At 38.3% G+C, this 25,131-nt stretch carries 18 protein-coding genes; 11 read left to right on the top strand and 7 right to left on the bottom strand.

Annotated features, from left to right (window positions below):
- Positions 1-34 precede the first annotated feature (34 nt).
- Positions 35-1,390 (top strand): glutathione-disulfide reductase, encoded by a 1,356-nt coding sequence (gene gorA / locus H4J76_RS11090; protein WP_182215330.1) that lies wholly within the window; start codon positions 35-37, stop codon positions 1,388-1,390.
- A 100-nt stretch (positions 1,391-1,490) separates the two neighbouring features.
- Here gorA and H4J76_RS11085 read toward each other — a convergent pair whose 3' ends face one another.
- Positions 1,491-3,518, bottom strand: a complete 2,028-nt coding sequence (locus H4J76_RS11085; protein WP_182230597.1) for a methyl-accepting chemotaxis protein — start codon at positions 3,516-3,518, stop codon at positions 1,491-1,493.
- Positions 3,519-4,343: 825 nt separating this feature from the next.
- Here H4J76_RS11085 and polA point away from each other — a divergent pair.
- A complete protein-coding gene (gene polA / locus H4J76_RS11080) occupies positions 4,344-7,103 on the top strand; it encodes a DNA polymerase I (RefSeq protein ID WP_182215334.1) in 2,760 nt (919 codons plus the stop codon).
- Positions 7,104-7,404: 301 nt separating this feature from the next.
- Here the strand turns inward: polA and H4J76_RS11075 are convergent, their stop codons facing one another.
- A complete protein-coding gene (locus H4J76_RS11075; RefSeq protein ID WP_220465239.1) occupies positions 7,405-7,587 on the bottom strand; it encodes a hypothetical protein in 183 nt (60 codons plus the stop codon).
- Between the two features lie 23 nt (positions 7,588-7,610).
- Positions 7,611-8,477 carry an SPFH domain-containing protein gene (locus H4J76_RS11070; protein ID WP_070375218.1) on the bottom strand — a complete coding sequence of 289 codons (867 nt, stop codon included), beginning with the start codon at positions 8,475-8,477 and terminating at the stop codon, positions 7,611-7,613.
- Between the two features lie 611 nt (positions 8,478-9,088).
- Here H4J76_RS11070 and H4J76_RS11065 point away from each other — a divergent pair.
- The 3 genes from H4J76_RS11065 to H4J76_RS11055 all read left to right on the top strand — a co-directional run bounded on the left by H4J76_RS11065 (position 9,089) and on the right by H4J76_RS11055 (position 14,386).
- Positions 9,089-11,866, top strand: a complete 2,778-nt coding sequence (locus H4J76_RS11065; RefSeq protein WP_182215394.1) for a pitrilysin family protein — start codon at positions 9,089-9,091, stop codon at positions 11,864-11,866.
- Positions 11,867-12,174: 308 nt separating this feature from the next.
- Positions 12,175-12,648 carry a transcription elongation factor GreB gene (gene greB, locus H4J76_RS11060; RefSeq protein WP_182215336.1) on the top strand — a complete coding sequence of 158 codons (474 nt, stop codon included), beginning with the start codon at positions 12,175-12,177 and terminating at the stop codon, positions 12,646-12,648.
- Positions 12,649-12,850: 202 nt separating this feature from the next.
- On the top strand, positions 12,851-14,386 hold the full coding sequence (locus H4J76_RS11055; RefSeq protein ID WP_182215337.1) for a PAS domain-containing methyl-accepting chemotaxis protein: 1,536 nt from the start codon (positions 12,851-12,853) through the stop codon (positions 14,384-14,386).
- Between the two features lie 222 nt (positions 14,387-14,608).
- Here the strand turns inward: H4J76_RS11055 and H4J76_RS11050 are convergent, their stop codons facing one another.
- Together H4J76_RS11050 and H4J76_RS11045 are read right to left on the bottom strand one after the other, a co-directional pair.
- On the bottom strand, positions 14,609-16,885 hold the full coding sequence (locus H4J76_RS11050; RefSeq protein ID WP_182215339.1) for an EAL domain-containing protein: 2,277 nt from the start codon (positions 16,883-16,885) through the stop codon (positions 14,609-14,611).
- A gap of 88 nt (positions 16,886-16,973) precedes the next feature.
- Positions 16,974-17,831: a peptidylprolyl isomerase gene (locus H4J76_RS11045; protein WP_182215340.1), complete on the bottom strand. Its 858-nt coding sequence runs from the start codon at positions 17,829-17,831 to the stop codon at positions 16,974-16,976.
- A 115-nt stretch (positions 17,832-17,946) separates the two neighbouring features.
- Here H4J76_RS11045 and H4J76_RS11040 point away from each other — a divergent pair, with 115 nt between their 5' ends.
- On the top strand, positions 17,947-18,657 hold the full coding sequence (locus H4J76_RS11040; RefSeq protein ID WP_182215342.1) for a DUF445 family protein: 711 nt from the start codon (positions 17,947-17,949) through the stop codon (positions 18,655-18,657).
- 256 nt (positions 18,658-18,913) lie between these two features.
- Positions 18,914-20,101, top strand: a complete 1,188-nt coding sequence (locus tag H4J76_RS11035; RefSeq protein WP_182172491.1) for an amino acid aminotransferase — start codon at positions 18,914-18,916, stop codon at positions 20,099-20,101.
- 121 nt (positions 20,102-20,222) lie between these two features.
- On the opposite strand, the gene H4J76_RS11030 is transcribed toward H4J76_RS11035, so the two are convergent.
- Positions 20,223-20,834: a DUF952 domain-containing protein gene (locus H4J76_RS11030; RefSeq protein ID WP_182215344.1), complete on the bottom strand. Its 612-nt coding sequence runs from the start codon at positions 20,832-20,834 to the stop codon at positions 20,223-20,225.
- Positions 20,835-21,047: 213 nt separating this feature from the next.
- Here H4J76_RS11030 and glpE point away from each other — a divergent pair, with 213 nt between their 5' ends.
- Together glpE and glpG are read left to right on the top strand one after the other, a co-directional pair.
- Positions 21,048-21,377, top strand: coding sequence for a thiosulfate sulfurtransferase GlpE (gene glpE, locus H4J76_RS11025; RefSeq protein ID WP_083277969.1), 330 nt, complete (start codon positions 21,048-21,050; stop codon positions 21,375-21,377).
- A gap of 13 nt (positions 21,378-21,390) precedes the next feature.
- Entirely contained in the window at positions 21,391-22,263 is an 873-nt protein-coding gene (glpG, locus tag H4J76_RS11020) for a rhomboid family intramembrane serine protease GlpG (protein WP_182230596.1), read from the top strand.
- 597 nt (positions 22,264-22,860) lie between these two features.
- Here glpG and H4J76_RS11015 read toward each other — a convergent pair.
- Positions 22,861-23,253, bottom strand: coding sequence for a flagellar basal body-associated protein FliL (locus H4J76_RS11015; protein ID WP_182215347.1), 393 nt, complete (start codon positions 23,251-23,253; stop codon positions 22,861-22,863).
- Between the two features lie 308 nt (positions 23,254-23,561).
- Between H4J76_RS11015 and H4J76_RS11010 the strand changes: the two genes are divergently transcribed.
- Both H4J76_RS11010 and ubiA read left to right on the top strand, forming a co-directional pair.
- Positions 23,562-24,152: a chorismate lyase gene (locus H4J76_RS11010; protein ID WP_182230595.1), complete on the top strand. Its 591-nt coding sequence runs from the start codon at positions 23,562-23,564 to the stop codon at positions 24,150-24,152.
- Positions 24,153-24,189: 37 nt separating this feature from the next.
- Entirely contained in the window at positions 24,190-25,053 is an 864-nt protein-coding gene (ubiA, locus tag H4J76_RS11005) for a 4-hydroxybenzoate octaprenyltransferase (protein WP_182215350.1), read from the top strand.
- The last annotated feature ends 78 nt before the right edge of the window (positions 25,054-25,131 follow it).

Here is a 25,131-nt window from a genome sequence, read left to right as displayed (position 1 = left end):
TATATAACTCATACATTTTTTTAGGAATAATAACATGACTCAACATTTTGACTTTCTTGCCATTGGCGCAGGAAGTGGCGGTATTGCTTCTGCAAATCGCGCAGCAAAGCTCGGTAAAAAAGCAGCAGTAATAGAAGCTAAGCAAATTGGTGGCACGTGTGTCAATGTGGGTTGTGTGCCGAAAAAAGCCATGTGGTATGCCGGGCAAATTGCCGATGCGTTACACTACTCTGCTGATTACGGTTTTAATGCGCCGTTACAAGGTTTTAATTGGAGCACGTTAGTTAAAAACAGGGAAGCTTATATAGAGCGCATTCATGCAGCCTATGCTCGTGGTTTTGCCAGTAACGGTGTTACTGTCATTGATGGTTTTGCCAAATTTATCAATAAAAACACTGTCGAAGTTAATGGCGAACAAATTACCGCTGACCATATTGTTATTGCTACCGGTGGTCGTCCGAGCATTCCAAGTATTGAAGGTGCAGAGCATGGTATCGATTCTGACGGCTTTTTCGCATTAACAGAACAACCTAAAAGTGTTGCGGTTGTTGGGGCAGGTTATATTGCCGTAGAACTTGCTGGCGTATTTCATGCTTTAGGCACCACCTCACATTTATTAGTGCGTAAAGAAAAGCCACTACGTGGTTTTGACGATATGCTCAGTGACACGTTAGTCGAACAAATGGCAAAACATGGTCCAACACTGCATACCCACAGTACACCCAGTCATGTTGAAAAACACGATAATGGTCAACTGACCATCCATTTGGAAAATGGTAAGTCTGTTGGGCCTGTTGACTCTTTAATTTGGGCAATAGGGCGAGAGCCAGCAACAGATAAAATTAATCTTGAGTTGGCTGGCGTCGCAATGAACGAACAAGGCTTTATTTCAACAGACAAATACCAAAATACGAATGTTAAAGGTATCTATGCAGTCGGTGACAATACTGGTCGTGCACAATTAACACCGGTCGCTGTTGCCGCAGGTCGTCGCTTATGTGAACGTTTATTTAATAATAAACCTGACGAGCATTTAGACTATTCAAATATTGCCACGGTTGTGTTTAGTCACCCAGTTATTGGTACGGTTGGCCTATCTGAAAAAGAAGCGCTTGACGAATACGGCGTAGAAGAGGTTAAGGTTTACAATTCACAGTTCACTGCTTTGTATCAGGCGATGACTGAAGATTATCGTGATCCTACGCGTATGAAACTTATTTGTGTTGGTAAAGAAGAAAAAATTGTTGGCATTCACAGTATTGGCTTTGGTAGTGATGAATTGTTGCAAGGGTTTGCGGTTGCCATGAAAATGGGCGCAACTAAAGCCGACTTTGATAACACTATTGCGATACATCCAACAAGTGCAGAAGAGTTTGTTACCATGAATTAAGTGGCGTTAACCACACCATACAAAGTTGTGTTGGCGTCATCTTCTGGCTATTAATGATGACGCTCGACACTACTTTAACTAGCGCTAATAAATCCGCCGCTTAAAGTGTAAAACGCTCTACTGAGCTGGTTAGAGAATGCGCTAAAGTACTGACATCTTCACTTCTTTTGTGCATATTACTCGCTTCCATAGCATTCTTATTTGCCGCATCAGCCGTTTCATTCATTGTTTGTTCTATTTGCTCACTATAAACCAACTGCTCTTGTGCTGCAGTAGTAATACTTTTGCTCATCGAGTCAATTGCTTTTAAGGTGTCCTCAATTTGGTTAATAGCATGGCTTAATTGCTGACTTTGAGCCACACATTCACTGGCTTGTGTTTGGCCTTCAGAAATCGCCTTGACCGCAATAGTAGTATCTTTTTGTAAATTATTAATCATCACTTGTATTTCAGCGGTGGACGCCTGAGTGCGAGAAGCTAATGATCTTACCTCATCAGCAACCACTGAAAAGCCACGACCTTGCTCTCCGGCTCTTGCTGCTTCAATAGCCGCGTTTAAAGCAAGTAAGTTAGTCTGCTCAGCAATACCACCAATGGTATCTAAAATACTACCTATGCTGCGACTATGCTGGCTAAGTAATTCCATGACTTCCACTGATTCACCCAGTCGAGTTGATAATTGCTTAATACGCTGGCTGTTATCGTTAGCAATATTATTAATGTCTTGGCTGCGTTGTGATGCTTCAGTGACATGGGAAGCGGTAGTCACTGCTTCATCTTTTACCATACTTGAACTAGCAAACATTTGTTCAGCAAGCTGTTTGGCATTATCAATACGGGTAATTTGTTGACTGGCGGATTCTGATATAAACAAACTTTGTTGATTGGTTAACGCCGCAGATTCATCAAGCGAATGGGCGTCTTTATTAATGGCGTTAAGTAATTGAGTTAGATCATCAGATAACTTATTAATATTAGTAATCAGCCCGCCAAACTCATCATCACTGCGTTTTTCCATGCGCTTTGACAAGTTACCACTAGCGATTAATGCCAAGGCTTTGTTTACTGCCCGTAATGGACCAATCATGGCTTTAGTTGTGACATAAGTAATAAAGCTCGCCATAACAATAAATATTAACGCTAAAACGATGGCTAAAGTTTTTCCTCTTTCAATTTCTTCTTGGGCATTGTTTTGAAAATGAGCAAAACGTTTATTCGCTAATAAAACTAATTCATCTAGCTTGGCATAGCTTAAATTATAAGATTGGGTTGCAGAAAGATAAGCTTCTTTTGCTTGATATTGTAGATTAATTGTTTGTAGTTGTAGTTGGTATAAACGACCTGGTTGTTGAATTGATTCTTGCATCAGCGTCAAGTTCTGCTTAAAGTCATTTAACAGTTCATTAGCATTAAGTGGCTCAGCTTGCTGGACTAAATAAGCAAAATTAGTTTCAATATTATTGATTAAAAAAATCATATCATCTTGGTGTTTAGTCACTAAGTCTGTTGATTCTATTCGGTCAAGCCCTGACATAGTGTTTTTTAAGCTAAAAAGTGAGTCATCAATGCGCGTACCTGTACCAATAACTTCATCAAGTAACTTCTCCTGACCCGTCGCTTCAATAATTTCTAAATCAAGCATATAGGTGCTTGCTTGATAACGCGCATTTTCAAAAGTTTTATAGTCAGCTTGGAAGTCTCTTTTTGCTTGCTGATGCCCTATTTTAGCTGAGAACATTGCTTGAATATCGGTTGAGTATTGTTGATATTGGACTTGTGCTTCTTCAAGAGCCGATTGCATTTTTGCTTGCTTAGTCACTTTCAGGCGTAATAGCTGAACAGTTGCTTGGTAATCTTTTTGTAGATGATTAAACTGCTCTAAACTTTCCTGTAACTCATTAGCATCGGATTGTGTATAAGCGACAGCCGCTTGCTTCATCATTTTCAGCAATTGAACTTGTAACGTGCCACTTTGTTTTTGCACAGGAACGGCTAATGTTTCAACATTATTATTGGCGTCAGAAATTTTACTTAATGAATAGTAAAAAAAGCTACTTGCCGTTAATAATAATAATCCAATCGTAGTAAAACCAAAGATGATTTTTTGTTTTATGGTGAGATTCAGCATTAATTAAGCCTTGTGTTACGTTGCTCATCCTTTAATTGTAATCCGATATTTACTTAATGTGATAAAGGTGTGCATTTATTATTAAAATGTCTTAGATAAAAGCGTTTTACCTAACAATTAAACCAAATTAAATTAAAGGGTGACCTACTGGCCTAAAAGACATCCATATCTTAAGTTTAATTACAGTATCACGGTAATCTTCTCTACTCAATAAAGGTATGACCAGATGGCTTAGCTAAAAACCTCCCGTAACAACATTAAAAATTAAATATTAATTATAAAAATAAAGCAAGAATAATAAAGCAATATTTTTGATGATTTATTTTTTGGTTATTTGAGCTTTTATTCAAATTAAAGATAAATTAATTCAGCTTTTTTTATCTTTAAAATCGCGCTAAGTCTTACTGTTATTCGCTTATGTTTTTTAGTTATTTAAAGCCGAAATATACCACTAAAAATAATTTAATAATTGTCTGGTATTGAGAGAAAATTCTGGTACTCTCTTACCTCGTTTATTTGAGCAGCACAAAAAACACACAATTAATAAGATGCTGAAAACGTACAGGATAAATTTTTATCCACATAAATAAAAATAATAATAAATATGTGAAAAAGGAATTTCAAACTACCTTTTCTCAATAAAAATAAGATGTTACCTACAAATTTACCGTAATAGCCATTTGGTTGTTATGGTTTTCTACGTTGTTTTCAACATACTTATCCACAATTTTTACGATCTTTTGCGACTAATTTTATAGATTAAGTGGAGAGAATGTACTGAGTATGGCATCCTTAGCCAAATTTCACTTCTAGTCACATATCATCATGACAAATTCTGCTTTATCGCCACTCATTTTAGTAGATGGTTCTTCGTACTTATTCCGTGCTTATCATGTTCCATATTTACAAGCATTATCGACAAAAGATGGTCAACCTACCGGTGCGATTACTGGCGTGTTAAACATGCTAAAAAGTCTGAAAAAAAATTATCCAAATGGCAATGTTATTGTGATATTTGATGCGAAAGGAAAGACCTTTCGTAATGACATGTATCCTGAATATAAAGCGAATCGTCCACCAATGCCCGACGATCTTCGTACTCAAATTGCACCAATCCATGAAATTGTTGCCGCTATGGGTTTACCGCTATTGGTGATTGATGGCGTCGAAGCCGATGACGTTATTGGTACTTTGGCAGAACAAGCGAGTAAAGCGGGTATCGATACCGTTATATCAACTGGCGATAAAGACATGGCGCAACTCGTTGATAAGCATGTCACGCTTATTAATACCATGACCGATGTAAAAATGGATGTTGATGGTGTTATTGAAAAGTTTGGTGTCCGCCCAGATCAAATTATTGATTACCTCGCGTTAATGGGTGATAAAGTCGATAATATTCCAGGGGTTAATAAGTGTGGTCCCAAAACAGCAGTAAAATGGTTGCTTGAGCACGAAAATTTAGAAAATGTGATTGCTAATGCCGGAAACGTAAAAGGTAAGATTGGTGAGTATTTACGTGAAGCACTTGAGTTTTTACCCCTCTCTTATGAATTAGCAACCATTAAACTTGATGTACCGCTTGAGCAAACCGCTGATCAATTACAGCCAGGCGTTGCCGATGTTGAAAAATTAACTGAGCTATACACTCGATTTGAATTGCGCCGGTTATTAGCAGACTTACAAAATGGTGAATCTGCTATTGCGGGTTCACCCGGACAGCAAACCTCAAGTGTTGACTCGATTGTAGAAGAAACACCTGCAGCAGATGATATTGAAACTGACTATCAAATTATTTTTAGCGAAGCTGAGTTTACTTCATGGCTGACTAAATTAAAAAATGCTGATCTCTTTGCCTTTGATACCGAAACAACCAGTGTCGATTATATGAAAGCAGAGTTAGTGGGTTTATCGTTTTCTGTCGAAGCTGGAACTGCCGCTTATGTGCCGCTTATGCATGATTATCCTGATGCGCCCAAACAGCTCGACCGTGACTGGGTCTTGGCACAATTAAAACCACTTCTCGAAGATAAAAATCAAGCAAAAGTCGGTCAGAACTTAAAGTATGATGTTAACGTGCTTTCACGTTACGATATTGAAATGCAAGGTATTACTTTTGATACCATGATCGAGTCTTATTGTTTAAACAGTGTTGCGACTCGCCACAATATGGACGCATTAGCGACTAAATATTTAGGCTACAAGACGGTCAGTTTTGAAGAAGTTGCTGGCAAGGGCGCTAAAAAATTAACTTTCAACCAAATTGAAATTGAAAAAGCGGGATATTATGCCGCCGAAGATGCCGATATTACCTTGCGCTTGCACCAAGCCATTTATGCTAAGTTAGAAAAAAATAAAGATCAATTATCAGTATTTACCGACATTGAAATGCCTTTGTTACCTATTTTAGCGCGTATGGAGCAACACGGTGTACTAATCGATTCTGATTTGTTGAATGAACAAAGCCATGCACTTGGTATGCGCTTACAAGAATTAGAAATTCAAGCACACGATATTGCCGGACAAACGTTTAACTTATCATCACCCAAGCAACTACAAAAAATATTGTTTGAAGAGTTAAAAATTCCGGTTATTAAGAAAACGCCCAAAGGTGCACCTTCAACCGCAGAAGAAGTGTTACAAGAGCTGGCGTTAGATTACCCTTTACCGAAAGTTATTTTAGAAAACCGAGGATTGAGTAAGTTAAAATCGACTTACACTGACAAGCTTCCTTTGTTAGTGTGCAAGTTAGGTCGAGTACATACCTCTTATCAACAAGCCGTTGCGGCAACAGGGCGTTTATCTTCGACCGATCCAAATCTTCAAAATATCCCAATTCGTAGTGAAGAGGGTCGAAAAATTCGCTTAGCTTTTATTGCGCCCAAAGATCATAAAATTGTCGCGATAGATTATTCTCAAATAGAACTGCGTATTATGGCGCATTTATCTGATGATCCAGGATTAGTCTCTGCCTTTTCAGAAGGGCGAGATGTGCATAAAGCAACAGCGGCTGAGATATTTGGTGTCGATTTGGCCGAGGTAACGGTTGATCAACGCCGTAGCGCTAAAGCAGTAAACTTTGGTTTGATTTACGGAATGTCAGCGTTTGGTTTAGCAAAACAACTTGATGTGCCTCGCCATCGCGCGCAAGAGTATATGGATAAGTATTTTGAACGTTACCCTAATGTTATGGCTTACATGGAGGACACGCGTCAGCAAGCTGCAGAGCAAGGTTTTGTGGAAACATGCTTCGGTCGTCGTTTATATTTACCTGATATTAAAGCTAAAAATGCGATGCGTAGAAAAGGCGCTGAACGTGCCGCTATTAATGCACCTATGCAAGGCACTGCCGCTGATATCATTAAAAAAGCGATGTTAGCTGTAGATGAATGGATACAAATCCAGCAAGACCCACGTATTCAAATGACAATGCAAGTACACGATGAGTTGATATTTGAAATTCATCAAGACATCGTTGATGAAACAACGGCGAAGCTTGTTGAAATTATGAATGATGCGGTGAAGTTAAAAGTCCCCCTCATTGCTGAGGCAGGTATTGGTGATAACTGGGAGCAGGCGCATTAACTATGCAATATTATTTTTTGGTGGTTTTAAAACTAAAATGTAATTTAATTACATAAAGCGCTTTACAAAAGTAGAATGATTACTCTATAATGTAGTTGTTCTTTTGTGAACGCTTGTTGTAATAATTTGTATATTCAAGCTCTCCTCATAGCTTATAAGCCGATGGCATTGTCATCGGTATTTTTTTGTCTAAAATTTGATAACTATATCTTATGTAATTATATTTCAGTATATGAATGATCGACACCACTTAATAACGTATCACTGTCGATCATCCGTTTACGGGTATTTAAAAACAAGATTAACTTTTAGGATCAATAATAGCCTCTATCGGTTTAGGCTTAGTTCGGCCAGACTTTCTTAAGGCATCACGCAGCACGTACTCTATTTGCGCGTTTAAACTGCGTAATTCATCATCAGACCAGCGTTGCATGGCAGAAAGAATTTCTTCATTAATGCGAAGAGGATATGCTTTTTTTGCCACAATATTTCTCACTCAATTGACGATTAGTATAAGCTGCCGGTATTTACTACAGGTTGTGCCGCTTCGTCGCTACATAGAACAACTAATAAGTTACTCACCATAGCGGCTTTTCTTTCTGCATCAAGTTCTACAATTTGACGCTCTTCTAATTTTGTTAATGCCATTTCTACCATACCGACAGCACCTTCGACTATGGTTCTACGTGCAGCAATAATTGCCATGGCTTGCTGGCGTCTTAGCATAGCGTTGGCAATTTCTGGCGCGTAAGCTAAATGACTAATACGAGATTCAATTACAGTGACTCCAGCTTTTTCTAACCGGTCTTGCACTTCAATTTTTAATGCTGCTGAAATTTGAGTCGGATCGCTGCGTAAAGAAATATCGTCATCTTCGTGATGATCGTACGCATAACTTGTGGCTAAATTACGTAATGCAGATTCACTTTGAATTGAGACAAAATCTTCATAATCATCAACCTGGAAAACGGCCTCAGCGGTATCTGTTACTTCCCAGACAATGACCGCAGCAATCTCAATGGGGTTACCATTTTTGTCATTAACTTTTAGTTTACTACTTTCGAAATTTCTAACCCGCAAAGAGACGCGCATTTTTGTGTAAAAAGGGTTAGCCCAGCGGAGGCCTGAATCATGAACGGTACCCGCGTACTTACCGAACAATTGCATAACCCGAGCTTCTTTGGGATTGACCATAAAAAAACCAAACCAGCAAATAAAAATAGCAAGGGTGACCAGTAAACTAATAATGGCAAGTGTGACATTGTTATTTATTATGTTATTAATTAACAAGGTGAAAGTACCAATCTGTAATGCCAATAAAACAAAAATAAACATAATGCCATTAGGCGCTTTGATTTCTTTTTCCGTAATCATATTATTCTCAGTAAGATTTTAACAAGTGATATCATTATGATATCACTTGTTGTTTAATGCAAGTATTTAGCAGAGCAACATTCATTAAATAAGATATTTATAAAAGTTTAGGTGTTAGTAAAAGAATGAAGTTATTAGACGTTTGATGATTTTGATCAATTTTGGCGAGTTGAGGCTTAGCTATAATCTTACCAACATTATTCAACAGGAAAATACAATGGGATGTTGCGGAGGCTGTGGCGGCGAAGGTCATGAACCAGTGAAAACTGAAACAAAAGAACAGCAAGAACAAGATAAAAAACAAGATAAGAAACCAGAAGAGTAGTTAATATTCTTCCTGACAATCATTGAGACAACAGCCGTTGTCTTTTTTTTGTTCTAAATTTAAAAGTTAACAAATAAGTAACAAAGTATTGCAAAACAGAAATATCATTGGCAAAGCAAGTGAGCAAATCATATATTAGAGTTAGATACTGGCGCAGAAGTTCAGCGCGAGAAAATATATTTATATAAATAATAAAGCCACCAAGGAGCATAAATTGAAAAAATGGAGCATCCCATTGCTATTAACTTGTTTAGCAGCATGTGAACAAACCGCGCCAACCACCACCATGGCTGAAGTAACATTACCAGCAGGTGTGAATTTTGTTGAGCAAGTAACGGCAGAAGCGGGTAAAACTGTTATTCCTTATCAAAAATATACCTTAAGTAATGGTTTGACGGTTATTCTTCATAAAGATGCTTCTGATCCCTTAGTTCATGTTGACATGACCTATCACGTTGGCTCTGCTCGCGAAGAGTTAGGTAAGTCAGGTTTTGCTCATTTTTTCGAACATATGATGTTTCAAGGTTCTGAAAACGTAGCCGACGAACAGCATTTTAAATTAATAACTGAAGCTGGTGGTACCTTAAATGGAACAACTAACGGTGATCGAACTAATTATTTTCAAACGGTTCCAGCTAACCAACTAGAAAAAATGTTGTGGTTAGAGTCAGACCGTATGGGCTTTTTGGTTGATGCGGTAACGCAAGAAAAATTTGAAGTACAACGTGAAACTGTAAAAAATGAAAGAGGACAAAGTTATGATAATCGTCCTTACGGTTTATTAGGAGAGAGAGTTGCTGAAGCGTTATATCCGGCAGGGCATCCTTACTCATGGCAAACCATTGGTTACTTAGAGGATCTAGATCGTGTAAATGTTAACGACCTAAAAGCATTTTTCTTAAAATGGTATGGTCCAAATAACGCAACCTTAACCATAGGTGGCGATATTGACGCAAAAGAAACGTTAGCCTTAGTGGAACAGTATTTCGGGTCTATCCCACGCGGACCTGAAATCGCTATGCCTGAAAAACCTACATTCACCATAAACGAAGATCGTTATATTTCTATGGAAGATAATGTTCATTTACCTTTAGTGTATATGTCTTATCCAACCGTTTCTGTTCGCCATGCAGATGAAGCCCCACTTGACGTTTTATCAAGTATTTTAGGTGGCGGTAAAACATCTTTGCTTTATAAAAACTTAGTGAAAAATCAATTAGCGGTTCAAGCTTCAGTGGGGCATCCCTGTGCCGAACTAGCTTGTACCTTTACTTTGTTAGCGTTACCACACCCGGCTTCAGGAAAAACATTAGCAGATATAGAAAAAGTGATTCGCGACAGTTTAGTTGAATTTGAAGAGCGTGGCGTACAAGACGACGATCTAGCGAAAGTTAAAGCGAGTATGGAAGCAAGCTTCATCTTCGGTTTACAAAGTGTTTCAGGCAAAGTGAGTACACTTGCGGCTAATCAAACATTTAAGGGCGATCCAAATTACATCGAAAAAGATATCGCACGTTATGCCAATGTTACTAAGGCTGATGTTATGCGGGTCTTTAAAAAGTATATTAAAGACCAACATGCGGTGATCATGAGCATAGTGCCTAAAGGCAAACTGGATCTAATTGCAGCACAAGATAATTTTATTCCTGCACCGCGTAGTAAAGGTCAGACATCTGAAACCTCAGCAGAGAGTTTAGTGGTACGCAAAGCGCAAGATAATTTTGATCGCAGTAAAATGCCAATCTCAGCTGCCAATAAATCAGTCGCTGTACCACAGATGTGGAACAAAACGTTAGCCAATGGTATTAAAGTGCTGGGTACGCAAAGCATTGAAACTCCAACGACATCATTATTGTTAAAGATTCCTGCAGGTCATTATTATTCTGACAAAGACAAAGCAGGCGTTGTTTCGTTACTTGCTAGTGCATTAAATGAATCGACCACCAAACGTAGCGCCGAAGAAATGAGCAATGAATTACAAAAATTAGGTAGTTCAATCGCTATCTATGCAGGTAATCAATACTTGAATGTTAATGTCAGTACACTAACTAAAAATCTTGATGCGACAATGGCACTGGTTAATGAAAAATTAATGCACCCAGCATTCATTGAAGTGGAATTTTCACGCAACAAAAGTAATGCTATTCAGGGCGCAATTAATAGTAAGAAAGATGCAGGTTATTTAGCCTCAACAGCTTATCGTCAATTATTGCAAGCTGACAACATTGCAGCAACTTCAAGCCAAGGTACCGAGCAAAGTCTCAATAATATTACCTTAGCAGATGTTAAAGCCTTCTACGAACAGCAAGTAAAACCAAGTGATAGTCAGTTAATCGTCGTATCAGACTTGAAAGAAAAAGCGCTAATTAAATCACTTAACGTCTTTTCTAGCTGGCAAGGTAAAGGATCAAGCTTAGTGCTAACACTGGCTAAACCTGAGACAAAAGCGGGTGTTATTTATTTAGTGAATAAAGAGGGTGCCGCGCAATCCGCGATTCGCATTGGTAAACGCTCAATGACTCAAGATATTACCGGCGAGTATTACAAGTCTTATTTAATGAACTTCACCTTAGGTGGTGCATTTAATAGTCGTATAAACCTAAACCTTCGTGAAGATAAAGGTTATACCTACGGCGCACGTTCTGGTTTTAGTGCTGACAAATTCTCTGGTACATTTACCGCCTCTGCTGAAGTTCGTGCTGATGTTACCGATAAATCAATTATTGAGTTTGTTAACGAAATAAAAGGCTACAACGAACAAGGTATCACCGCGGAAGAATTAAGCTTTATGCGTAATTCAATTAATCAAAGAGATGCGTTGAAATATGAAACACCACGGGCAAAATTAGGTTTCTTAGCGCAAATCTTAGAATACGATTTAAAGCCAAGTTTTGTGCAAGAGCGAGCAGAGATTGTTGAAACAATCAGTGCAGAAGAAATAAATACGCTAGCAAAGAAACACTTAAACTTAGCGGAAATGTTAATGGTTGTTGTTGGTGATGCTAAAACATTGAAACCCCAACTAAAAGCATTAGGTTATGAAGTGATTGATTACGAAATCTAATCTGACTTATTGCTCTTTGAGTGATTGATATAAAGCCTTAACGATAAACGTTAAGGCTTTTTTATGTTCAGGATGAACGTTCATAACAGCTCTTAGGCATCCACGCCTTCGCTGCATTAGTGCTTATTGCACGTCATTTTATTCTAGACAAATCATAGTCCTAGATCCATGTAGACAATGTCGGGTTGCTACGGATTACAAAGAGCGATGATGCTTATTTTAAACCTGCTATCTTTTTATTGCTGAGTATGGCCAGATCAGCTTAATCCTGTCACAATAAATATTCTGCTTATCCGTGTTTAAAAAATATGAAACGAAGTAACTATATTACCCGCGCAGGCTGGGATCGCTTAGATAAAGAACTGAAATATTTATGGAAGGAAGAGCGTCCTCTTATCACTAAATCTGTCTCAGAAGCCGCTGCTCTGGGCGATCGAAGTGAAAATGCAGAATACATTTATGGTAAAAGGCGTTTACGTGAAATTGACCGACGCGTAAGATTTTTAGTTAAGCGAACCGAGGACTTAACGATTGTCTATTATGATGCTAAGCAAGAAGGTAAAGTCTATTTTGGTGCTTGGGTCTCGCTAATTAATGAAGACGACAAAGAACTCACCTATCGAGTGGTGGGGCCTGATGAATGGGACGTTAAAAAAGGTGAAATAAGTCTTGATTCACCAATGGCAAGGGCATTAATAGGTAAGTGTGTTGATGACGAGGTCGTAGTACAGACACCCGAAGGTGAGCGTGTTTTTGATATTTTAAAAATTTGGTATAAATAACCAGCAGACAAAAGTACTAAGGTTTATCGTGCTCTAACTATCGATTGCTCTATTTCCCTTTATTAAAACGCCAAGGTGGCTCAATTTCCTATTTTTTTATGTAATATCCCTTCAAAATCAGTATATTTTGTTGATATTGTTGATCTTATCATTTTATTAACTAAAATATAAAAACAACAAATTCATACAAAAGGATTTATCTATGACAAGACAAAAGCAATCGATTATTAATGAAGAAGTTAATTTTGAAAACGGTGTAGAGTTAATTTCAACAACAAATAAAAAGGGTGTCATTACTTACGCGAACCCAGACTTTTGTAAAATTGCCGGCTATTCCCTTGATGAACTCGTTGGACAAAATCATAGCATTGTAAGGCATCCAGACATGCCTAAGGCTGCCTTTAAAGATTTATGGACTAATTTAGAATCGGGCTTACCTTGGCGAGGTGTTGTTAAGAATCGCTGCAAAGATGGCCGTTATTACTGGGTTGATGCTTTTATTACCCCTATTTTTGAGTCAGGTCAGCTAGTTGGTTTTCAATCAGTAAGAACACGCTTAGACGAGAAAACTAAAAGTAATGCCATATTATCTTATCAAGCACTACAAGCGGGCAAGTCTTTAAATAAGTGGTACGAAAATGCCAGTATTAAAAATGCAGCCTACTTTGGCGCAAGTATAACAACATTGTTCAGTGCTCTTTATTATCCATACATGATGTTTTTATTACCTTTACTACCCTTTATAATTTATAAAAATGAAATTATCGATACGCCTAAATATTTCAAAAAACTCAGCAGAGACTATGACAGTCTTTCACGGTTAATTTATTGTGGAAGCAAACCTCAAGGTATTGCCGATTTTCATTTGAAAATGGCTGAAGGTAAAATTAAAACAATTTTAGGCCGTATTACCGACAGTAGTGATTTACTCAGTGCAGGCGCGAGTACGCTTGAGCAAGCGGCGAGAATAGCTAAAGAAGGTGTTGAACAAGAAACGGCTGAATTACACCAAGTCGCGACAGCTGTTGAAGAAATGGTTGCAACAATCGACGAGGTTGCCCAGAACACCACCTTTACTTCACAAAAAGTTAATCAAGCACATTCAGATTGTGAAATTGCCACAAAAGCCATGCACACCACCATGGAAACAGTCAATATATTGGCTGAAGAAGTCGCAAATTCAGCGTCTTCGGCAACAGAGCTCGCCAGTGAGGTTGAAAAAGTTGGCAGCATAATGCATGAAATACAAGGCATTGCTGATCAAACTAATTTATTAGCACTTAATGCGGCAATCGAAGCCGCACGCGCAGGAGAACATGGTCGAGGATTTTCGGTGGTGGCCGATGAAGTTAGGGCGTTATCAAGCAGAACCCATGCGGCAACAGAGCAAATACAAAGCTCAATATCAGAAATGCAAAATACACTTTTATCATGGGTGCAAACTATGACAAAAGGCAAAGAGTCTGCGGACAGTTGTGTGGAAAAAGCAACAGAAGCTCATGATGTTGTTGATAAGGTATATTCATTGATCACTGATATTTCTGATTTAGCCATACAAATATCGACAGCATCAGAAGAGCAAAGTATGGTTTCTCAGGAAATTAGCCGCAATATTATTAACATCAGTGATGCTTCTCAAAATAATCTTCAACAAACAAATACGGTTGAACGTGAGACGGTTAACATTAAAAAAAGAGCCAATGCGCTTAGCGCTTTAGGGCAAGCGTTTAACGGCTAAGGTAATGTTTAATCGTTATTAAATACAAATAAAATAGCGCCACTTTTATTGTTAAAACGTCTGGTAACGAGCTTTTAAAACGTAGTCTATTATTAAAGGCTGGTAATTTTTGTAGTTTACATTAGCGACCTAGATACCAGAATTATCGCTTCTATTGTAAAAATGCCGCTAAAAAAATAAATTTTTAGCGGCATTAATTTAAGTAGAATCAACAGCTATAAATCAGTGGGTGGTGTTAATAAACGGCTGGAGATGGTTAATATTAATTTTATGCCACGCTAGATAGTCACCTTTAGTCATAGGCTTAGCAATTAGATAACCTTGAATTGAATCAATATGTAGCGTTTTGAGTAACTCGTGCTGCTCTAACGCTTCTACACCCTCAGCAACCACGGTTATGTTAAGGCTTTTAGCTAAGGTTATTATCGTATTAACGATACTAAAGCCGGTGCCATTATCTAAGATTTTATCGATAAAGCTTTTATCAATTTTAAGTTCATTGACCGGGAAAGCACTTAAGTGTGTTAAACAAGAGTAGCCAGTACCAAAATCATCTATGGAAAAGGTAAAGCCTTTTGCTTTAATTTCTTGCATTTGTTGAATGGTATTATCAATATCTCCAGCCAACATCGACTCAGTAATCTCTAACTTAATCTGTGATGGTTGTATATCGAAGCCAGCCATGGCACTAAGTAACTCAGTTTTTAAAGTAGATGAGTTAAATTGGCAATGACTTATATTGATTGAAACACTGAACAACTCGTCAATCATATTATCGGTACGCAGTTGCGCAATTAATGTACAAATATCAAGTAAAACAATGTTTTGTAATTTTTGAATAAGCCCATATTGTTCGGCAATAGGTATAAATTCATTGGGTGCGATCAGCCCTTTACTGGGATGATTCCATCGAATAAGTGCCTCTGCTCCAATGACTTTACCCGAGGTGTTTACTTGCGGCTGAAAATAGGCACAAAATTCATCATTAGCTATTGCTCTAACAAGGTCAGTTTCGAGTTCAGCCTGCTTTTCTAGTAAGGTTTGTAATTCGGGATCATAGAAATTATAACTATTACCTTTTTTCATTTTTGCGCGATACATAGCGGTATCTGCAAACTTCAAAATGTTATCTACTAATGAGTTACCATTGTTAACTAGGCTAATACCTATGCTGCAACTGACCTGAAATGCTAATTCACCTAACTCAAATTTTTCATCGAATACGCTGTGTAATTTTTGAGCGACCTTTTCAGATTCTATAATGGCCTGCTCATTATTTTCACCGACATATTCCAATAAAATAATAAATTCATCGCCACCCACTCTAGCTAAAGTATCCGATGCCCTTATAGTGGCGCTAAGCCTTGTCGATAATTCGACTAAAATTTGATCTCCGGCGCTATGTCCTAGTGAGTCATTAATCCTTTTAAAGTTATCTATATCCAAAAATAATAAAGCGCCGGTCTTGCTTGAACGTTTTATTCTTTCAATACACATTGTCAATCTTTCGTTGAGCATTCGTCTATTAGGAAGGTTGGTTAATGGGTCAAAAAAGGCCAGTTTTTCAATCGCCTTTTCTGCCTCTTTACGCACCGTTATATCTCTAGCTATCCAGACGATATGCCTTTTATTAGGAAAGTTTGGCTGATAATGGTCAAGGGGGGCTGTTCTCCCCTCGAAAGTCATATTACCTTTTAGAACGTCAAGCTGATATTCAAAAATTTGCACTTCATTGGTGGCTAAGGTCTTTTCAATGACCGACATGATTGGCTGTGCATCTTTTTTAGGTAAGGCGTCATTTACATTTTTATTAATGAGTTTGTTAACTGAACCATATAACAATTCATCAGCTGAGCCATAAATATCAGTATATACGCCATCTTCACTCAATATTAAGGTTAAATCAGGCATAACCTGAGTAAAAGCTTGGAATTTTTGATTACTTTTTTGTAGATCCGCAATCAGTCGTTTGGCGTTAAGTGATTCAACATTTTTTTCTAAGGCGATGCTTGAAAAATGCACGAAGTAGTCGATTAACTCTAAATCTTTATCCGTTGGGGATTTAGAAGAGCTATGATAAATGGCAAGTGAACCAAGAGTTTTGGACTGTGTGGAAATAATGGCGGTTGACCAACACGATTTAAGACCATAGCTCAATGCGAGTGCTTTAAAGTCTTGCCATAACGGGGATATTGCGATGTCTTCAACAATGACTCGAGACTTTCTAAATGCTGCCGTCCCACAAGAGCCTACCTTTGGACCAATGCGTACGCCATTAATAGCCTGACAATACTTATCATCAATATTTGGCGCAGCGCAGTGAAAAAGTTGTTCGTCCTTTATCGATAATATTGAGCACCTCGCTGACTTGTCATCGAGAAGCTCTTCTATAGATAAACAAATATCATTTAGCACATCATTTAAAGGCCGACCTAAGGCAATTTTAGATAAGATATCTTGTTGATGAGATAATAGTTTTTTTAATCTAGCTATGTCCATATTTCACCAAGATTATTTATTACATTGCATGTTAATTTATAGCAAAACATTTTCAAGGTCAAAGCCATCCCCACCTTTTAGATAAGGTTTAATTAATTATCCGGCTTTTCACTGGCGTTTGGCAAATATCTAAAACGGGTGGTGGTTTTTTGTAGAAAAATGCATTTTCTCGTTTTTTCTGTTTTTCTATCATTTGACTAAAAGCGGGGTGCTCGGTATTTTTTACGGCTAATAAAATTTGTTGTTCTTTGGGCACATCACTCATCATTTTCATACTTGTCATGGTGGTATAATCTTTTTCAGCAACAGGCTTATCACCCTCAATAACCGATGTTCTAGTTATGGCTTGTACGTGGTTCATGCCATAAACCACACGACCAAAGATAGTCATAATTCGATCTAAATAGCGAGTGGCTTGACCATTAACAATATAAAAATGACTGGTGCCGGAGTCGGCGTCATTCCCCCTAGCCATTGCAATGACACCAGGGCAGTGCGTTAACCAAGCTTTTTTTTCACTCGGGTTATGAGCTAATGAAAATCCGTCTTTAAAACCTGTTTGTTCAGCGAATAAATCATTGTTTTGAATTTTAGTGAACTGCCAGTTTTCATCGGTAGTAAAGTCACCTTCCATGATTAATGTTGGTACTAACTTATCTTGACGACTGCCGTCTTCAGGACCTCCTTGCGCCACAAAACCGTCGATCACTCGATAGAACTTATTACCATCATAATGACCTGATTGGGTCAGTTTTATAAACTGTTCGACATGCTTAGGCGAAAACTGTGGTGCCAGTTCTATGACAACTTTTCCGTGTGGTAGTGTCAGTAATACGGTTCTTGCAACATCTAAAGCTCGCCATTCATCAGCTACTTTTGATGTTTGTGCAGCAGCGCTAAAAATAGTCAGTAATGTACTCATGGCTAAAATAAGTCTGATTTTCATGACGTTTCCTTAATCTTTATTGTTTACCCGCTACTATACAGTAAAAGAGTTGGCGCAAAACCATGCAATTGTTAATATAGCGCGATAGAAACCAACACTAATTTTGAGGTACTCAGTGAATAAAAGCTTTATGACTAATATTATCGCCTTGCTTGCTACTTTAGCGGGTTATTTTTTCGAGCAGTCTTTACTCTTTACCATAGGCTTATTTGCCTTGTCGGGGGCATTTACTAATTGGATTGCTATACATATGCTTTTTGAAAAAGTACCCTTTTTATATGGCTCTGGTGTTATTCCTGCGCGCTTTGAAGATTTTAAAAAAGCCATAAAAGAGCTGATGATGGAACAGTTTTTCACTGAAGAAAATATTGACCGATTTTTGTCGGGTGGTTCAGGTGGTTTAGTGTCTTTAGACTTAACACCCGTCATTGAAAAAATAGACTTGAATCCTGCTTTTGATGACTTAGTTGATGTTATTGAAAAGTCATCGTTTGGTGGCATGTTAGCGATGGTTGGTGGCAGCGAAGCATTACAGCCGTTACGAGAGCCGTTTATTGAAAAAATGAAAATCACCGTCGGTAAAATTTCACAAAGTGAAGAATTTAACAATATCCTCAAGGATGAGTTAGAGCAACCGAGTGTTATGGCGGATATGCGTGATAAAGTCAGTGAAATTATTGATCAAAGGTTAAATGAACTAACACCACAACTGGTCAAGGAAATTATCCAAGCGATGATCCGCAAACACTTAGGTTGGTTGGTTGTTTGGGGAGGTGTATTTGGTGGTATTATTGGCTTTATCGCCGCAGTTACTAATAATTTCTAAGATTTTATCAGCGATTATTTCGCAACAAACGCTGGATATAATTTGTTGCGAAACTTGTCATTACAGACAACAAGGTTATCCTTGTTATTCCTTAGTCCCTTTTGTGCTATTAGTTCCTGCAATTTTTTAGTTTAAACGCTTTAAATTTCACCTTATTGGGGCTATGCTTGCGCTTTAAACACAGGGATTTATTTCTCTTGTTGAGCGAAATCGCCCAATTAAGAACATCCCGTCATTGAATAAGGTAACCGGAGACATGTTTGGTAGCTTAAAGGCTTTGCCAGCCGATCCTATTTTAGGCTTGTTGGCTAAATATCGTGAAGATTCAAACCCACATAAAATTGATTTGGGTGTGGGCGTTTATAAAAATGAAGCAGGTCATACAGCGATTTTAGACTGTGTGAAAGCGGCGGAAAAATATCGTAACGATCACGAAGATACCAAAGTTTATATTGGTCCTACCGGCTCACCTGTATTCAATGAAGAGATGAGTAAATTAATTTTCGGTCACCATAAAGTGCTGCTTGAAAATAGAGCTCGCACGGTTTCTACTCCCGGTGGAACTGGGGCATTACGTGTTGCGGCTGAATTTATTAAGTCTTGTAAAGCTGGTGCCACTATTTGGGTGAGTAACCCAACATGGGCAAATCATACCGGTTTGTTTGAAGCCGCTGGTTTAACCGTTAAAACCTATCCGTATTACGACCACGAAAACAAAACGCTTGATTTTGATGGCATGTTAGCGGCATTAAAAGAAGTCAGCAGCGATGATGCTGTGTTGTTACATGCGTGTTGTCATAATCCCAGTGGTATGGATTTAAACAATGAGCAGTGGCAACAAGTTGTTGAAGTGGCTAAAGACATTGGTTTTTTACCCCTTATCGATATGGCATACCAAGGTTTTGGTGTTGGTTTAGACGAAGATGCCTATGGTTTGCGTTTAATGGCCGAACACGCGAAAGAAATGATTGTTTGTAGTTCATGTTCGAAAAACTTTGGTTTATACCGCGAACGTATTGGCGCTTGTACTATTATTGGCGAAACATCTGCCGCAGTTGATGTTGCACAGTCCGTATTACTTTATGTGATCCGTGTTATTTATTCTATGCCTCCAGCACATGGTGCCGCATTGGTTGAAACAATCTTAAGTTCTGATGAACTACGTACCCAGTGGCATGTAGAATTAAAAGAAATGCGAGACCGTATTAATGGTAACCGTCAACTATTGGTTGATAAGTTAGTCGAAAACGGTGTGACTCGTGACTTCAGCTTTATTACCCGTCAAATGGGGATGTTTTCATTCTTAGGTATAACCCCTGAGCAAGTGCAACAGTTACAAGATGAATATAGTATTTATATGGTCGGTTCAAGCCGTATGAGTATTGCGGGTATTGCGAATAGTAATGTTGATTACTTAGCAAAATCTATCGCGAAAGTTCTATAGGCGCTAAGATTCGTTAACAGCTTTAGAGCTTAAGAAAGAGTTAAAGCCAAAACATCTCGGTGTTTTGGCTTTATTGTTTTTGGTTAACTAGCCAATTGATAATGTGAGTAAGCGGCTATCTTTAGAGGTAAAAATTTCCATCCTCATTAAGTGATATTTTTTCAACCCGAGTGACCGCATTGATGTTTAATGGACCATATATATGAGGATATAAGCCACCGCTTGCAGGTTCCCATTTTATTTCTGGTATAACTAACTCTTTATCAACAATCAAAATAAGTGGCTGCTCTTTGTCTTTATAATATTTATTGGCAAGACGGTTTAACTGACTTTTTGGCGTCGCATGAATAAAACCTTCGCTGGTTAGCGAATCACGCGTTAGCTTACCTGCACTTAGTGCTTGTTGATATTCAGCATTTGATGAGAGTAAATAGATAGACGGATCATTTAGCCCTGCATACATGCGAATAAAAGTATTCGTTAGTATTTGTTGCTCATCTTTCTGGTAAAGGTAGTCAACACGAAATATCCCTTTAATATTGTTATTTTCAATAGCCTGACTTACAACGCTTATTTCTGCTCGAGCAGTCCAGTCAGTACCTGTTAACCATAGAGGAACATTGTCAGCAAGATGCTGATGGCCCTTTCTCTCAAAGGGATAGGTTTTTCCACGTACTAACTCTGCGTAATTATCTGAACGGAGAATTGAATTATTTGCTATTTTAAAGCCCATGGGTTTTCCTGTATTAAATTGTTGTTAGCGATAAAGCTATTAATTGTCTATGTTACCGATAAGTGCACATGCTTTAAATGGTAAACAACAAAGAATATATTTGTTGTCTTATCGCTATTACCAATCAATATGTATTTTGCTGAGTTTTGAATGGTAACGTCTAGATGTAAAATTATGCTACATTAACGGCGTAAATTTTTAGGGAAATAAAAAATGACTGAACAAACCAATTTCAAACATATGCAACTGGCCACCTTACACGAGAGTTTAACTGATAAAACTCATGTCATTGTTGATATTCGTGACGCGGCTTCTTTTCAAGCAAATCATATTCCTGGTGCTATTCATTTGAGTAATGAAAACTTTGCCGACTTCATTCGTGAAGCCGACTTAGATGCCCCCGTTGTTGTTTGCTGTTATCACGGTATTTCTAGCCAACAAGCTGCACAGTTTCTTATTAGCCAAGACTTCAGTGATGTTTATTCACTCGATGGCGGCTTTACTGATTGGCAATTACGTTTTCCACAAGATATAGAACACTAAATAGTTGAGCATAATGTCGGAATATAATTCAGCAAATGAGCTAAGTCCCTTAGTACAAGTTAAACAACATAACATTGCCTTGTTGTTTGCGAATTATTTAACCAGTTTAGATATCGATGCTAAAGTGCAAAAGGATGACAGCGACTATGTTATTTATTGTGCAAGCCATAAAATAGCTCAAGCAAAAGAAATTTTTGCTGAATTTATTGCCGACCCTTACCAAGAAAAATATCAACAAGCTGCATGGCAAAGTGGACAAGTTTCACAAGTTCAAGACAACTCTCCGTCATTAATAACAAGCTTTAAACAGCAGTTTTTGGCTCATGCCGGTGTGGTAACCTTAACTGTTTTTGCTTTGTGCTGGTTAGTTTTTATCGCGAGCTTGTTGGGTTTCGCTCGACCTACTTTTGAATTATTACATTTCTATCCTAAGTTAACGATGGAGGCCTTTTTTGATTATCCATTACGTCTTTTAGGGCCCGCCCTGTTTCATTTTTCATGGTTACATATTGTCTTTAATACTATGTGGTGGTGGCAATTAGGTGGCAGTGTTGAACGTACTTTAGGGAAGGGGGCGTTAATTAATTTATTTTTGATCACCGCACTGCTCTCTAATCTCGGGCAGTTTATGGTTTCAGGTCCTAACTTTGGCGGCCTGTCTGGTGTGGTTTATGGCTTAGTGGGTTATGTTTGGTGGTATGGCTGGCTAGCACCTGAAAAAGGTTTAATGATCTCTAAGCCCATTATTGGCTTTTTACTGTTTTGGCTTTTACTGGGCTATGCCGATGTTTTACCGGTTAATATGGCAAATACAGCGCACTTATTAGGATTAGTAAGTGGCTGTTTGTTAGCAGCAGTCAACGTGTTATTGATGAAAAGGCATTAGTTCTGTATCAACAGGGCTAGGCTAATGTTTTGCCGGTTAATATGATGGCAAATACTGCGCGCTCATTCGGATTAGGCTTAGTAAGTGGCTGTTTGTTAGCAGCAGTCAAGGTGTTATTGATGAAAAGGCATTAGTTTTGTATTAACAGGGCTAGGCTAATGTTTTGCCGGTTAATATGATGGCAAATACTGCGCGCTCATTCGGATTAGGCTTAGTAAGTGGCTGTTTGTTAGCAGCAGTCAATGTGTTATTGATGAAAAGGCATTAGTTTTGTATTAACAGGGCTAGGCTAATGTTTTGCCGGTTAATATGATGGCAAATACTGCGCGCTCATTCGGATTAGGATTAGTCAGCGGTTGTTTGTTAGCGGCAGTCAACGTGTTATTGATGAAAAGGCATTAGGTCTGTATCAACAGGGCTAGGCTAATGTTTTGCCGGTTAATATGATGGCAAATACTGCGCGCTCATTCGGATTAGGATTAGTAAGTGGCTGTTTGTTAGCGGCAGTCAACGTGTTATTGATGAAAAGGCATTAGGTCTTTATTAAAAAACCGTAGGTTGAGTTTTACCGACCTACGGGGATCTTTTAATATACTGTTAGTTGTCTAGCCACTGGGTAAATAATAATTTTTTAATTAGCGGCTGACCTGTTTCTTGTGTCAAAAGACTCTTCACTTTTTCTTCACATAAACGCTGGATTTCGTGGCGACCATTAATCGATTTTACTTTTGCTTCAGGTTGCTGACCAATAATAGCAATAATAGCATCGCGCAATAACGGTGCATGATGCTCAACCGTTTCATAATTTGCCGAATCTTCAATCATCAATTCAACGGTGAGACGAACATAGCCTAGTTTCTTTTTTACCGCTACATAGTTAGTGATAATAGCGGGTTCAAAACCAAAGTAAGCATAGTCCGCCGCTTTTACTGAAGATAAAGGAAAAGAGAACGACAATAATGTCGCTAATATTAATAAGGTATTTTTCATTTTGCCGCTCTATTTAACTGGAGAATTGAAAAGACTATCGACTATATTACAATGAATCATTAGCTTTTATTAGCAAATTTGTTCGCTTTATTTATTTTTATAACGCTAAGCGCTAAAACCCCCTCAAGGATAACCCGTTTGATAGGCTAACTTATTTCGTGTGGCCTATTGATGCGAGCTCTTCTACCTTTGAAATCACCACTTGAATTTGGTCGGCAAGGTGTACCAAATTACCAGCGGCATAAATTAAACAATACTGATATGATATGCAGGTTATTGTCTAATAAAATAGTTATTAATTAGTTGTTATGACCCAGTCGCATCCATTATTTCCCATTACTATCGATACAGCATGGCAGTCTCCTTTAGGAGTATCGCTTAATGAAACGCTATTAAGTTGGTTACTCGACCCAAGCTCGTTGACTGCTCGATTAAGTCAATGTTGCCAACATTTTCGTGTTGAAGTATTAGGGCAAAAAATTCAGCCTTGCACAAGAGAAGAAGCAACGGCAGACATTAATGCAGGTGAACAAGTGTTAGTGCGTGAGGTGATATTATATTGCGACAATGTGCCACAAGTCTTTGCCCGCAGCTTACTGCCTTTAAAAAGCTTAACCGGTGAAGAGCAGCAGTTAGCACACTTAGGTAACCAATCGTTAGGACAGGTGCTGTTTAGCAAAAAAGAGTTAACCCGTAAATGCATTGAAATCTCGTCTTTTTCTCCAATATCTACCGTATCAGCATTAGCACAACATCTTAAATTACCAGTTAAAACCGAGCTCTGGGGACGCCGTTCAACGTTTATGCTGCATGATAAACCTTTATTAGTTGCTGAAATATTTTTACCGAATGCCTTCGCTTATCAAACTAATCAAACTAATCAAACTGATCAATTATGATAAATAAAAAAGAAATAAAAAATCTTCAGGAAAATACATGACAAATTCTTTTGCAGATAAGTGGCAAGGCATTGTAAAAATTACTCGCGCCGACAAGCCGATCGGTACCTACTTACTATTATGGCCAACATATTGGGCATTATGGATAGCCGGCGATGGTTTTCCACCCTTACATTGGCTAGCTGTATTTACCTTAGGTGTTTTTGTTATGCGCAGCGCAGGTTGTGTTATTAATGACTGGGCAGATCGTAAAGTAGACGGACAAGTAAAACGTACCCAGCATAGGCCATTAGTTACTGGCATATTAACGCCAAACGATGCGTTATCGTTATTTGGTTTGTTGATTGGCATCGCGCTCGGCTTAGTTTTAACCTTAAGTTGGTTCACCATTCAATTGTCAGTGGTTGCGGTGTTACTGGCAGCAAGTTACCCTTTTATGAAACGTTATACCCAGTTACCCCAAGTGGTATTAGGTGCAGCGTTTAGCTGGGGGATGATTATGGCGTTTGCCGAAGGTATGGGTGAAATCCCCACAGTTGCTTGGCTACTTTTTAGCGCTAACTTATTATGGACGGTAGCTTACGATACTATGTATGCGATGGTTGACCGCGACGACGATTTAAAAATTGGCATAAAATCAACGGCCATTCTATTTGGTCGCCATGACAAACGTATTATTCTATTTCTTCAACTGGCTACACTAGCTTTGTTAATGAGCGTGGGTGAAATGCTCGCATTTGGTTGGCCTTATCAACTGAGTCTTGTTATTGCGGCCGGATTTTTTTGTTATCAACAAATTTTAATTGTCGATAGAGAGCGTGATAAATGCTTTCAAGCTTTTTTGAATAATCATTTTGTAGGTTTAGTGATTTTTATTGGCATATCAATAGAGTACCTCTAGTTACTACGGGTCCGATAATCATGAGATCCAACATTATGCTTGTGGTGCGTCATCCTGATAATCGTTCAGGATGACGAT

It is taken from the genome of Colwellia sp. BRX9-1, from assembly GCF_014077195.1.
Taxonomy (GTDB): Bacteria; Pseudomonadota; Gammaproteobacteria; order Enterobacterales; family Alteromonadaceae; genus Colwellia_A.
Note: the sequence above shows the minus strand (reverse complement) of the source record. Positions and strands in the feature narration are given on the sequence as shown.